Source organism: Synergistaceae bacterium, from assembly GCA_012521675.1.
Lineage (GTDB): Bacteria > Synergistota > Synergistia > Synergistales > Aminobacteriaceae > JAAYLU01.
Genome location: JAAYLU010000065.1, coordinates 33,504 through 46,472 on the forward strand (window position 1 = coordinate 33,504; position 12,969 = coordinate 46,472).

Here is a 12,969-nt window from a genome sequence, read left to right on the forward strand (position 1 = left end):
GCGTGCCTACTTGTCCTCCAGTGTCGTCTCGACCTCGGCCATCCGCCCCGAGGCAAGCTCCTCGGAGATGAAGACCTGCCCGCACGACGGGCATCGGGGCACGTCGGTGCGAAACACGTGTCCAAGGTAGCTGAACCCGGTCGACATGGGGATCATCTCCACGTCGCACTTGGCGCAGACAAGCCTTTTGGTCTCTTCCATCTCCGTCAGTCCTCCAGCTCTATCTTCATCCGGTGCGAATAGGCGTTGTGCAGGATGAAGCCCTCGGGAGAGGGCTCGTACTCCACCCAGTAGGTGGTGTAGCCTATCTCCTCGTACCCGTGGAATCTGCCCGTCTCCGGGTCTTTAACCCTGCGCGCGCTCGCCTCGCACTGCTCGACCGCGGTCAGCGCGTCCTCCTCCAGGAAGCGCCCCCTGTTCATCTTCTCGCGCAGCTCGGGCGACATGATCAGCTTTGCCCCGCTTTTCACCCCATCCTCACCTCCGAAAGGCTCCAACCCGGGCCAGTGTTCGGACAGCATCTCGGTCCTCAGGCGTTCGCGCCTCCTTCTGCGCTCGTCGAAGGAGGGAAGGGGCGAGGTCGAATCATTGATGCCGAAGAAGAGATCCAGCACGTGCCTGACCGGCTTGCCCTCGTGCGAGAGCACGTCGCGGCAGTTCGAGCAGTAGACCACATAGGGAGCCTCTCCGTCGTTGCGCCTGCGGTCGGCCAGCCAGGCCGAGTAGTTGGGGGCCGCTATGTCGATGTGCCCGCCGAACGAACAGCACTGGGCGTACCTCCCCTCGTAGGGCAGAGGAGCAAGCTCGTATCCCGCGGCGCGGACCAAATCTCTCGCGGCCCTCTGGGAGCCGGGCATGTTCCTGCTCGCGCACGGGTCGAACACCGACACGGCCGCGCCGTTCCCCCTGTCCGCGGGGGATACGCCGGATTCGGCCAAAACGTCCACCAGCAGTCTGCACTCAACCTCCGGCATGTAGCGCTCGAACATCGTCATGCAGGTGGGGCATGCCAGTATCACCTCCGGCTCGCCCAGCTCGCGCCATTCGCGAAGAAACTTTTCCCTGGCGGACCCGAACAGAGCCATGTCGCCCGCCCAGACCGCAGGAGCGCCGCAGCAGCCAAGCCCGAGGGCGGTGCCGGGCGACCGTTCGAGCAGAAAGCCGTAGGTCATGGACACGTACCTCGGGTCCGACGCGCCAAGCTGGCAGCCGGGGAAGAAGAGAAAAGTGCAAGGTGCGCCGGAGGGAGGGGGAGCGTAGAGCGAGGCCCTGCGGCTGTTCGAGAAATCCATGTCGCGAAGCCAGAATTCGTGAAACGCCCAGGGCATGGCGCCCTTCTCGTGCATCGCCTGGTGCGCGCCCCGGAGGAACTCGCCGACGTCTATCCCCTCCGGGCAGACCTCTCCGCATAGACCGCACTGGTTGCAGGTGGAGATCAGCCTGGTGGCCACCGTGCCGTCGCCGTCAAGCGTGCCGGGGGTGATGGTTATCCTGACCTCCTCCTCGATCCTCTTCGGGAACTTCTTGAAGTAGTTCATCATGCCGCAGTGGCGCACGCAGGCGTCGCAGCGGCACTGTATGCAGCGAGCGGCCTCGGAAGCAGCCTCTTCCTTCGTGTACGAAGCGCCCGACGACGGTAGCACCGCGGGAGCGTGCGCCATCGTGCCGGGAGCGAGCTTCATCCTGGTGGGAGGAGGAGGGACATGGCTTCTCATCGCCCCGGTCTTGAAGAAATCCTCGATGCACAGGGACGCCTTCAGTCCCTGGTTCAGCGCCTCCATGCGCCCCGCCCCGAGCAGCCCGCCCCCCAGGAAGACTCCGGGCAGAGCCGAGGCGAACGGCACGCCGTCGGGACATTCCGGCCGCAGGCCGAACGACTCCCCCTTCGGGCCGGTGGCGACATACACGGCGTCGTAATCCCGTCTAAGCTCCTCCATGTCCGTGATCTTTCGGTCGAGGAAGAGTCCGTACTTCTCATTGGAGAACTGGAGTTCGATGTCCTTGAGGAAGGCATCGGAATCCAGCTCGTCCCACAGGCCTCCTCCTATTCGTCCGCTCATCTCGAACAGGTCGACATGGTACTTCTTGTTAGAGAGCCTCAGGGCGCAAGCTAGCCCGCCGATGCCCGCGCCGATCACGGCTATCCTCTCTTTTTTTGCGGGCAGGTTGTAGCTGTTCGGGGCTCGGTTGGCCGCATGCACTATGGCCGCGTCCTCCAGGAGCCTCAGCGAAACCGGGGCGTCCACCTCGCCCCTCGGGCATGCGGCTCTGCAAGGCTCGTCGCACAGTGCGGCCACGATGGCAGGGAATGCGACGGTGTTCGAGTACAGGCGAAAGGCCGTGTTGAACGAGCCGCGCTTCATCCGCGCCGTGAACTCCCTCACATCCAGCCCGAAGGGGCAGGCGGAAGTGCAGAAAGCGGCCTCTTTCTCAAGGCAGTTCTCGATTATCCTACGTTTCATCTCATCCATGACTTGGCTCCCTATCCCTGCGCTGTCAGGTAGTAAGAGCAGAACGGTACGAACTTCCCGTCGTCGAAGACGTGCAGGCTGCACCTGCGCAGCCTCTCCAGGTCGAGGTTCCACGCGTCCTGGAAGGGCATGGACGTCAGAGTGAAGCTGAACGTGCGGGCGAACTTCAGAAAGCCATCGAGCGTCTTGAGGTCCGCCTCGCAGCAGCCGGTCTCCGTCGCGCTCTCGTCCTGTTCGGGGCGCTTCCACTTGCTGGTGATGAAGGAGCGGTTCTGGTCGGCCGTGACGGGAGACCCGCAGCTGCAACCTCTCCTGTGCAGGGGGTAGAGTCCCTGTTTGCGGGTGACCACGAAGTCCGCGTGGAAACCGCACAGCGGGTGGGTGAACCTGGCGGGGAGAAGGGTGTCCATCCCCACCAGCCCGTCCGTCTGCTCGACAATGGCGGTTAGCAGCTCGTCCAGGGTGAATCGGTCCTCGTCCTTTGGCTGCGACGGTATGCGACCGAAGTAGCTGACCGGCTGAAAGTGGACGCCTCGGACGGCGGGGGAGCGGGCGACCGCATATCTGATGATTTCTCCCACCTGGTGGGTGTTCACTCCCGGGACCAGGGTCGGGACGAGGGTGACGCCGATATTGTTGGCGGCGCAGTTGTCGATTGCGCGGCTCTTTATCTCCGCCAAGTCCCTTCCTCGGAGAGAGCGGTGGATCTCGTCGTCCGTGCCGTCGAACTGGAGAAATGCGAAGGACAGCCCCGCCTCGGCCAGCCTCGCCACGTAGGCGGGGTCCTCCGCCAGTCGAATGCCGTTGGTGTTGAGCTGAACGTGGGCGCATCTGGCCTCGAAGGCCGCTCTGACTATCTCCGGCAGGTCGTCGCGCACGGTCGGCTCGCCGCCGCTTAGTTGAACCAGGGTCTTGCCGGGCTTCGCGAGGGCATTCAGACGGGCGTGAATCGTCTCTAAGGGTATGTCCTCGCCCTCGCCGCCGTCCGCGAAGCAGAAGGTGCATCGGATATTGCAGCGCTTGGTCACCTCCAGCACGGTGCAGCAGGTCTCCTGGCGGTGCTCCGGGCAGAGACCGCACGCGTGCGGACAGCTCTCGTTCTCCCCGGTCGCGATCGTCGGCTCCTCGCCTCTCCAGGAGTCGATGTCCACCAGGCCGCGCCACAGGAGCGCGGAGAAGTCACCGTGCCGCGGGCAGCTCTTTTCCAGGTAGATCGCCCCGTCGCGCTCGACCTGTGTTGCGGGGATCCTCTCCAGGCAGACGGGGCATACGCTGTAGGTGTGTCTGGCTGTTTTTTTCATGTGCGACCTCCGCTTTGCTTAGTTCGATAAAAAAGGGGCGGACCCGGTCCGCCCCTTGAATCAGCAATTCGAGTCCTTTAGAAGAATCTCTCCCCCTCGGCGCCTCCAAGCGGGACGAAGTAGTCGTCCGGCCCGACTTTGACGGGGTTGGCCTTTATATTCTCAAGCTCCTCGTAAAGATCGGAGCCGAGGAAGTACTTCTTCGGCGGCTCTATCTTACCACCGGCGGCCAGCGTGTCTATTCCCGCCTTCACCTTCTCGGGGGTGGCGGGCATCTCGTGCACGCGCACTCCGCAGGCGTTGTAGATGGCGTTCAGCACGGCCATGTGCCCGGAGGACTGGAAGCCCTCGGACGCTCCGGAGGAGCCGAAGGGGCCGGCCTCGTCGGGACGCTCGTAGTAGATCGCCTCGATCTCGTCTGGAATCATATCGATGTACGGCACTCCGCTCGAAGCTATGTTGGTGTGCTTCTTGACGTCGTCGTAGTTCTCGCCCAGGGCGAAGCCGATCGCGTGCGAAATCCCGCCGAAGGCCTGTCCGTTGACCGAATCGATGTTGCCTATCTTGCCCACGTCGCTGACGCAGGTGAAGCGGAGCACGGTCGTCTTGCCCGTGGCCGTGTCGACTTCGACCTCCGCCAGGTTGAGACAGTAGGTGAAGGCCGGGGTCGGGTCGCCCACTCCAGTGTTCGGGTCGAGCCTGCACAGGCCGGGAAGCGAGGTGTTGGAGTAGGTGCCGAAGTACTTGGTCTCTAGCCCCTCCGCCTTCATCTCCTCGTAGGTCCTGTAGGTGCCGTCGGGCTTGCGCATCGCGCCTAGCAGCTTCTCCGCCGCGATGATTGTGGCGTTGCCGCTCATGAAGTGGGTGCGGCTGGCGCCCGACATTCCCGAGTCGGGGCAGAGCTTGGTGTCGTTCTGTACCAGCTTTATCTGCTCCGGCGTCACTCCGAGGGGTTTGAGCGCCTCCAGGGTCAGCATGAGGGAGCCTATGTCACCTCCCTGCCCGAGCTCCTGGTAGGTGTCGTACTTGGTGAAGGTCCCGTCCGGGTTGATCTCGAGCGCGACGGTGGACTTGTCCGTGCCGCCCTCGGTGACGTTGAAGCCTCCCCAGGAGAGTCCGACCCCGCGCCTCTTTTCGGGCGTGTCGGCGGCATTCGCCTCGACTACCGCCCTCTCGTACTTCGGGCGCATCATCTTCATCATCTCCTCCATCGGGTACTGGCGGAAGGGGTAGCTGTTGATGTTGGTCTGGCCCTCGCGGGCTATGTTTCTCCAGCGGAACTCGAACGGGTCGATTCCGGCCTTATCGGCGAGCATGTCCATGAGCGCCTCGCTGAGGGTGTAGGCCTGCGGGGAGCCGTAGCTGCGGTAGGCCGTGCCGAAGTTGTGGTTGGTGTTGGCTATGCGGGCCAGCCCGGCGGCGTGCGGCACGTAATAGGGGAAGAAGGCGAATCGCGGCTGCTTGGTGACTATGTCGTCGCCGCCCCATGAGTAGGCGCCGTGGTCCATTCCGTAGTCGAACTCCACCGCCGTGATCTTGCCGTTCTCGTCGCACGCGGCCCGGCCGTTGGAGTGGCAGGGGCAGCGCTTGCCGGAGAAGTGCTGATGCTCCTCGTAGCTCATCGACAGAGAGACCGGGGCCTTCATGACCGCCGCCGCCGCGCCTGCGAGGCAGAGGTCGCCCGCGTTGGTCGACCAGCCAAAGCTTGCGCCGGTCGGGTTCATAACTACGCGGAGCTTGTCCCTCGGCACGCCGATCGAGTTGCCGATGCGCCCTATCGAGGAGTACACTCCCTGCGACTTGCACTGGAACGTCAGGAAGCCGTCCTCGTCGAAGTAGGCCTGCACGCTGTCGCCCTCGATGGTCAGGTGCGGCTGGCGCGAGGAGTAGAAGCTGCCCTCCGCGCTGTAGGCCGACGAATCGATGATCTCCGCGACCTTGGACGCGTCCTCGAGCCCCGCTCCCTTCAGAAGCGGCTGCATGCAGAAGATATTCGGCGTATCCTCGTGGACGCGCATGGCGTCCGGCATAACCGCGTCCAGGAAGTTCAGGTACTCCGGAAGCTGTTCGATCTCGACCTTGACCTTGGCCGCGGCCGCACGGGCGTGGTCCTTGGTGTCGGCAACGGCAAGCGCCACCACGTCTCCGTAGCGGAAGATCTTCTTCTCGTTGAGCACCTCGCGGCTCGGCGCCATGACGGTCGTGCGCTCGTGCATCTGCCCCTCCGCCATGATGTTGGTGCCGCCCGCGGCCCTGATGTCGGCCGCCAGGATTATCTTCTTGACGCCGGGCATCTTCTCCGCCTCGGATATGTCGATGTTCAGTATCTTCGCGTGGTGCGCCGCCCTCGGCTGGACCATAGCCACGTGCAGCGTCTCCGCCGGCATCTTCAGCTCCTGGTCGTCGCCGTAGTCCGCCAGGCCGCATACCTTGGCCAGAGCGGTCGGACGGACCACCGGCTTGCCGTAGTAGCCGTCCTCGGTGGAGAAGGAGGGGCCGATCTCGTCCATCGCACCCTCCCCGCGCACGACCTTCGCCGCCTCCATCACAGCGTCGACTATCTGCTTGTAGCCGGTGCAGCGGCATACGTTCCTGTGCTTCTGGAACCAGTCGCGGACCTCCTTGCGCGTCGGGCTGTCGTTCTCCATGAAGAGGGCGTAGGCGGATACGATGAACCCGGGTGTGCAGAAGCCGCACTGCACCGCGCCCAGCTTCATGAAGGCGACCTGCAGCGGATGCAGGTTCGCTGGGGTCCCTATGCCTTCAAGCGTGATGACCTCGCTGTACTCCGGCACGTTGGAGATCTTCCTTGTGCACGAGCGCACCAGCTTGCCGTCCAAAATGACCGAGCAGGAGCCGCAGACCCCCGTGTCGCATCCGATCTTGACGCTGGTAAGACCCAGCCTGCGAAGCACCTCCGCCAGCGAATCCTTGGCGGGGTCGCAGATAAAAATTCTGTTCACTCCGTTGATCTTGAGCCACATCTTGCGAAAAGCCACGTCAGTTCCTCCTTATTCGTCGCTTGTGCTGAAAAAAGCTACAGGTAGCTGCACACGTACTCCGCAATCTCGGTGCAGCGTATCTCGAAAGTATGGTCCGACGGCACCATGAAGTGCTCGCCCTTCGGGCATTTCTTCCAATCGTCCTTCGCGTCGAGCCGGTACTCTACGACGCCGTTGCTGATCTCCATCTTCTCCCGGGTCGAGGTGGAGAAGGAGTAGCTCCCGGGCAGCATGATGCCCACGGTCTTCCTCTCTCCCTCCGTGGTCCAGAAGGAACGGCTGGTCACCTTGCCTCCCTCGTAGACATTTCCCGTCACCGCCATGTCCACGGACTTGAAGACATCCATGAGGATCGCCCCTTTCAGATGCGGGCTCCGTCGCGGAGCCCGCGGGTTTCTACTAGTATAAGTAAAGAGGGAGTGGATATGCAATATTTTGATTTTTTTGGTTGGAACTGTTTTGTTTTGACATGTTTTGCCAATTAAAATCAACAGGGCTCTCTCGGTCGAAATGTGCCAAAAGGAAGGGGTGGCGCCTTGATCTTATCAGAGATGAAGTTCGCATTCAGAAAACTATTTTCTTGTTGGCAATGGAGTCGGATATAGGGTATAATACCGCCCAGCGGGACGAAGTTTGTGAAACGGACAACTTCTTTGCATTTGCGAGGTCGCAAGGCGAGCCCCGCGGAGTAAAAGCCTCCGAGCCGCGCTTCCTAAAGGGTCGATCCCCAAGGGGTGCGGTCGACAGGGTATGTCCGGAAACGGACATGCCTCCCGTGTTAGGAAAGGAGGACGAGCTGCCTGCTGATGTGTCTGCGGGGATCGTCGACCTTTTTTGACCGGCGTCCCCGTTTTTTGTGTGTTTTCAGGAGGAGTTCGGCGCATGGAAAGAGAGATAGTTCCAGTGGAGCAGGCGGTCGGAAGAGTCATAGAGCACGACCTGACCCTCATCGACCCGGACACCGGGTTCAAGGGGGCGAAGTTCCGCAGGGGACACACCATTCGACCGGAGGACATTGCAGTTCTCCGGCGCATGGGCAAATCCAATATCTCGTTCCTGAAGCTTAGCCCGGACGAGGTTCACGAGGACGATGCGGCCCTCCGGCTGGGAAGGCGTTTGGCGGGGTACGGCGTCGACCTGGTCGGCCCGGAGGAGGGCAAGTGCTCCCTGAAGGCCAATCGCGACGGGCTGCTGCTCTACGAGGACTCGGACGTCGATTTCGTCAACGACGATCCGGACTGGATTCTCACGACACTGCCGAACAAGGTCCCTGTGAAGAAGGGGCATACGGTCGCCTCCTTCAGGATTGGGCCGCTGGTCGCGAGAGAGGATCAGGTCGCCAGGGCGGAGGCGGTCAAGCCCATCTCGGTGAGGGAGTGGCTGCCTCTCAGGAGCGCCCTTGTCATCACTGGGCGGGAGCTGTTCGACGGTACTGTTAAGGATGCATTCAAACCCAGGCTTGAGAAAAAGCTTGCTTTCTACGGGGGAGAGTTCCTCGGTGGAGTCACGGTTCCGGACGACCGGGACATGATAGCGGGAGCGATCTCCGCGTGGCTCCACGAGGGGGCCGACCTGGTCTTGTGCACCGGAGGAATGAGCGTCGACGCCGACGATCTCACCCCTTCGGCGATAAGCGAGGTCTGCGATAGAGTTGTTTTTCGAAGGGTGCCGGTCATTCCGGGCACCAATATAATGATGGCGGTCTCGGGAGGCTCCTGTGTGCTCGGGGTCCCGGCCGCGGCAGCGTTCATTGAGAGGACGTCGCTCGACATACTTCTCGACAGGATCTTCGGAGGCGTTCCTCCCGACGGAAAAGAGGTCAGAGAATGGGGAAAGGGGGGATTGTGCGTTAACTGCAATTCCTGCGGCTATCCTATGTGCGCCTTCGCGGCGCGGTAGCCTGTCGAAAATCTTTGAAAAAGGAGACCGAACCATGGAGACAAAAATGATCACCGCCGTAATCAATGGGCGTACGATCACGGCGAAACCCGGGTCCACGATCCTGGAGGCGGCCCGGGCGAACGACATCTACATACCGACTCTATGCGATCATCCCGCTCTGCCGCCCAGCGGCGCCTGCCGGGTATGCGTCGTCGAGGCGGAGAAGAACCCCAAGCTTCTCACCGCCTGCACGACTCCCCTGACGGAGGGAATGGTCATAAAGACCAACAGCCCCAGGATCCACGCCGCGCGCAAGGCCGTCGTGGAGATGATACTCATCAGGCACCCCCTCGACTGCTTCTCTTGCGAGGCCAACGGCAGATGCGAGCTGCAGGATCTCGCCTACGAGCTCGGGATTGAAGAATCGCCGTTCCGCGAGGAGGGCGACGTCAACACCCACCTCGAGCTCGACGATACGAACCCCTTCTACGTCCGCGACATGAACAAGTGCATCCTCTGCGGCCGCTGCGTCCGCGCATGCGACTGGAGGGCAGGCTACCACGCCATCGACTTCATGTTCAGAGGAATAAATACACAGATCGACCCGCCCGTCGGGGTAAAGCTAGAGGACGAGGGCTCCGACTGCGTCTTCTGCGGACAGTGCGTGCAGGTCTGTCCCGTGGGCGCGCTGGTCGAGAAGAAGTCCATGGGGCAGGGCAGGCCGTGGCAGACGAAGACAGTCCGCACCACATGCCCGTACTGCGGAGTCGGCTGCCAGCTCGACCTTCACATGAAGGGCGACCAGATCGTAAGGGTCACCGGCACCGAGGACGGAATGCCCAACCTAGGCAGGCTCTGCGTCAAGGGCCGCTTCGCCTACGACTTCATCTACTCCGACGAGAGGCTGACCAAGCCCCTCATCCGCGTTCGCAGGGGCAAGGACAGAAGCCTCGACGACACCTTCCGCGAGGCCTCATGGGACGAGGCGCTCGACCTGGTCACCACCAAGCTGAAGGAGGTGATGCAGAAGCACGGGCCGGACGCCGTTGGCGGAGTAAGCTGCGCACGCAGCCTCAACGAGGACTCCTACAGCATGCAGAAGCTTTTCCGATCGGTATTTGGAACAAACAACATCGACCACTGTGCACGTGTATGACACGCTCCCACAGTAGCGGGGCTACTGACTAGCTTTGGAGCAGGCGGAATGACCAACACGGTGGGCGAGTTCGCGAAGGCGAAGCTCATGTTCTGCATCGGAACCAACATGACCGAGGCGCACCCCGTGGCCGCGACCTTCCTCAAGAACGGGGTGGAGTCCGGATCCAAGCTCATCGTGGTCGACCCGAGGAGGCAGGAGCTCGCCGACTACGCCGACATCTTCGCCCAGCTTCGCGTCGGCTCGGACATCGCCTTCCTGAACGGAGTTATGAACGTCCTCATCAACGAGGACCTGTACGACAAGGAGTTCGTCGAGAAGAACTGCGAGAACTTCGACGAGTTCAAGGCGAAGATAATGGAGTACCCCGTCAGCCGGGCCGCCGAGATCAGCGGAGTGCCCGAGCAGACGATAATCGACATCGCCAGGATGCTCGGCAGCATCAAGCCGGCCATGGTGATCTACACGCTCGGCATCACCGAGCACGTGTCGGGCAAGCGCAACGTCATGACGCTGGCCAACCTCCAGATGCTTCTCGGCAACATGGGAGTGGAGTGCGGCGGCGTGAACCCGATGCGCGGACAGAACAACGTGCAGGGCGCGTGCGACATGGGCGCGCTTCCGAACATGTACCCGGGCTACCAGAGCGTGGCGAACCCCGAGCTCAACAAGAAGTTCGCGGACTTCTGGGGCAACGAGTCGCTGCCCGACAAGCCGGGCATGATGATCGGCCACATGGTCAACGGCCTGGCCGATGGCAAGCTGAAGGCCTTCTGGATCTTCGGCGAGAACCTCGTCGCCACCGAACCGGACCCGCGTCACGTGGCTCACTGCCTGAACTCCGCGGAGTTCCTCATCGCCCAGGACATCTTCAACACAGAGACCACCCAGTACGCCGACGTGATCCTTCCATCGGCCGCTTGGTGCGAGGACGAGGGCACGTTCACCAACACCGAGCGCAGGGTTAGCCGCGTGCGCAAGGTCAAGGAGGCGCCGGGCGAGGCGAAGCCCAACTGGTGGGTCTTCAAGGAGATCGCCAGGAGGTTCGGCCATGACTGGCCGTCCACCGGCGGACAGGAGCTGTGGGACAACGAGATAGCCAAACTCTGTCCGGCATTTGCGGGAGTCAAGTTCGACCGCATGGACAACATCGGCGGCATCCAGTGGCCCTGCCCGACCGAGGAGCATCCCGGAACTCCCATACTGCACAAGGACGGCAAGTTCTCCCGCGGCAAGGGACTCTTCCAGGCCATCGACTGGGTGCCCAGCAGCGAGGTCCCCGACGAGGAGTACCCGATAGTGCTCAGCACGGGACGCCGCCTTGTTCACTACCACTCAAGGACCCAGACCGGCCGCTCGAAGGGCATGAACGAGCGCATGCCGGAGGAGTTCGCCGACATCTCCGTGCAGGACGCGGAGAGGCTGGGGATCGCCCACGGCGAGACCATCCGCGTAGTATCGAGGCGCGGCGAGGTCAAGATCAAGGCCAACGTTTCGAAGAGGATCGCCCCCGGCATGGTCTGGATGTCCTTCCACTTCTGGGACACCAACGCGAACCATCTGCTGAGCGGCGACCTGGAGCACTTCGATCCCGACACACTTACCCCGTCGTTCAAGGCGTGCGCGGTTAGGATCGAGAAGATAGCGTGATGAAGTACGGACGGTTCGAGTCCTACGAGGCTTTTCTCAAGGAACTTGAACTCTTCCACGGCAAGCCCGCCCCCGGAGGAGTGCTGGCCCTGCACATGGTCAACATGGCGTGGGAGCTGCTCCCCGAGGGCATCCTGATGGACGTGATCTGCGAGACGCGCAAGTGCATGGCGGACACGGTCCAGCTCCTGACCCCCTGCACAGTGGGCAACCACTGGCTCAAGGTCGTGGACACCGGCCGATTTGCCGGGGTATTCTACGACAAGCAGACGGGGGAGGGAGTGCGCATATCGCTGAGCATGGACAAGCTGAAGGACTGGCCACGCGTCCAGGAGTGGTACCTGAAGCTGATCCCGAAGCACGAGCAGAGCCTCGAGGCCATACTCGACCAGATAAACGAGGCGGGCCCGGCCCTCTTCGACGTCGAGGAGGTCACGGTGGAGCCCGAACTCATAAAGGTTCGAGACAAGGTCCCCCCGGTGATCTGCCCCGTATGCGGCGAGGCCTATCCGCCGGATCACGGTCCGGTCTGCAGAGGCTGCGCCGGGCTGACGGATGACTACTATCACAAGCGGAATCCGGGCAAGGCGGTAGGCGAGAACTAAAGCGCAAGGACGGAGGGAGGGCGAGAGCCCTCCCTCCTGCTGTTGAGTCCTGTTGGATGCGCCAGCGTCGTCATCCCGAATGAACAAAGCGGATACCGTTATCCAGAAGGACTGGCATTCCTGTCATCCCGAGGCAGGTTTATAGCCGAGGGATCTGGTTTTATGGCGACGAAAAGTGAGATCCCTCCTCCCTCCGGTCGTCGGGATGACAAGTGGGGCCGGTCGTCCCGAACGAGAATGAGAAGGCGGCCAGGGGCGTGCCGCATTCGGGTAGGAGGGGGCGGATCGTTCGCTATCCCGAGGCGGGAGGGCCGAGGGGAGGGTTCTCAAGTCTCCACATTCTGTTCTGCAATAAAAATCATCAACAGGGAGGGTGGCAACATGAGGATTTGCCTGCTTGCGTGCTGCATCTGCGCTGCGCTTTTGTTTTCGGCGCGGGCCGGGATTGCGTTCCAGAGAGTGGAGAAGAGCGAGGAGGAGTGGCGTGCCATTCTGACCCCGGAGCAGTTCCACGTGACGCGCGAGAAGGGGACTGAGCGCGCGTTCACAGGTGCTTACTGGGACCATCGCGAGAGGGGAGTATACGCCTGCGTCTGCTGCGGTGCCGAGCTCTTCTCGTCCGACGCAAAGTACGATTCCGGCTCCGGGTGGCCCAGCTTCTGGACCGCCCTGGAGGGGGCGCCGATAGCGGAGCAGCGCGACACTTCTTTCGGGATGATCCGCACCGAGGTGCACTGCTCACGGTGCGACGCCCATCTCGGGCACCTGTTCAACGACGGCCCGCCGCCAACAGGGCTTCGCTACTGCATCAATTCCGCGTCGCTGGACTTCCTCCCGGCGGACGAATGAGGTTCTTCGTCTAGGTGCGCGACTGATCAAATCAGTGGAATAAGCGGAGGGCGG

Annotated in this window: 9 protein-coding genes and 1 riboswitch; of the genes, 4 read left to right on the top strand and 5 right to left on the bottom strand. The window is 62.2% G+C overall.

Translation table 11 applies throughout. The features are described from left to right. Positions 1-6: 6 nt before the first annotated feature. From GX181_06330 to GX181_06350, 5 genes are all read right to left on the bottom strand, one after another. A complete protein-coding gene (locus tag GX181_06330; protein ID NLM71557.1) occupies positions 7-201 on the bottom strand; it encodes a hypothetical protein in 195 nt (64 codons plus the stop codon). 5 nt (positions 202-206) lie between these two features. Beyond that, positions 207-2,471 (bottom strand): NAD(P)-binding protein, encoded by a 2,265-nt coding sequence (locus GX181_06335; GenBank protein ID NLM71558.1) that lies wholly within the window; start codon positions 2,469-2,471, stop codon positions 207-209. An 11-nt stretch (positions 2,472-2,482) separates the two neighbouring features. Next, complete coding sequence (locus GX181_06340) at positions 2,483-3,772, bottom strand: radical SAM protein (GenBank protein NLM71559.1); 1,290 nt, start codon at positions 3,770-3,772, stop codon at positions 2,483-2,485. Between the two features lie 77 nt (positions 3,773-3,849). Continuing rightward, positions 3,850-6,756 (bottom strand): molybdopterin-dependent oxidoreductase, encoded by a 2,907-nt coding sequence (locus GX181_06345; protein NLM71560.1) that lies wholly within the window; start codon positions 6,754-6,756, stop codon positions 3,850-3,852. A 53-nt stretch (positions 6,757-6,809) separates the two neighbouring features. After that, positions 6,810-7,121, bottom strand: a complete 312-nt coding sequence (locus tag GX181_06350) for a pyrimidine/purine nucleoside phosphorylase (GenBank protein NLM71561.1) — start codon at positions 7,119-7,121, stop codon at positions 6,810-6,812. 337 nt (positions 7,122-7,458) lie between these two features. Next, a riboswitch (molybdenum cofactor riboswitch) is annotated at positions 7,459-7,580 on the top strand. Positions 7,581-7,656: 76 nt separating this feature from the next. Here GX181_06350 and GX181_06355 point away from each other — a divergent pair. The 4 genes from GX181_06355 (at position 7,657) to msrB (ending at position 12,915) form a co-directional block, all read left to right on the top strand. Next, positions 7,657-8,673 (top strand): molybdopterin-binding protein, encoded by a 1,017-nt coding sequence (locus GX181_06355; GenBank protein NLM71562.1) that lies wholly within the window; start codon positions 7,657-7,659, stop codon positions 8,671-8,673. A 46-nt stretch (positions 8,674-8,719) separates the two neighbouring features. Beyond that, positions 8,720-11,461: a formate dehydrogenase subunit alpha gene (gene fdhF / locus GX181_06360; protein NLM71563.1), complete on the top strand. Its 2,742-nt coding sequence runs from the start codon at positions 8,720-8,722 to the stop codon at positions 11,459-11,461. Beyond that, positions 11,458-12,066, top strand: coding sequence for a tRNA CCA-pyrophosphorylase (locus tag GX181_06365; protein ID NLM71564.1), 609 nt, complete (start codon positions 11,458-11,460; stop codon positions 12,064-12,066). Before fdhF ends, GX181_06365 begins: the two co-directional genes overlap by 4 nt. Before the next feature lie 381 nt (positions 12,067-12,447). Next, positions 12,448-12,915, top strand: coding sequence for a peptide-methionine (R)-S-oxide reductase MsrB (gene msrB / locus GX181_06370; GenBank protein NLM71565.1), 468 nt, complete (start codon positions 12,448-12,450; stop codon positions 12,913-12,915). The last annotated feature ends 54 nt before the right edge of the window (positions 12,916-12,969 follow it).

Coding starts and splice junctions, on each gene's coding strand:
- GX181_06330 (NLM71557.1), bottom strand. CDS start 201: ATGGAAGAGACCAAAAGGCTTGTCTGCGCCAAGTGCGACGTGGAGATG.
- GX181_06335 (NLM71558.1), bottom strand. CDS start 2,471: ATGGATGAGATGAAACGTAGGATAATCGAGAACTGCCTTGAGAAAGAG.
- GX181_06340 (NLM71559.1), bottom strand. CDS start 3,772: ATGAAAAAAACAGCCAGACACACCTACAGCGTATGCCCCGTCTGCCTG.
- GX181_06345 (NLM71560.1), bottom strand. CDS start 6,756: ATGTGGCTCAAGATCAACGGAGTGAACAGAATTTTTATCTGCGACCCC.
- GX181_06350 (NLM71561.1), bottom strand. CDS start 7,121: ATGGATGTCTTCAAGTCCGTGGACATGGCGGTGACGGGAAATGTCTAC.
- GX181_06355 (NLM71562.1), top strand. CDS start 7,657: ATGGAAAGAGAGATAGTTCCAGTGGAGCAGGCGGTCGGAAGAGTCATA.
- msrB (NLM71565.1), top strand. CDS start 12,448: ATGAGGATTTGCCTGCTTGCGTGCTGCATCTGCGCTGCGCTTTTGTTT.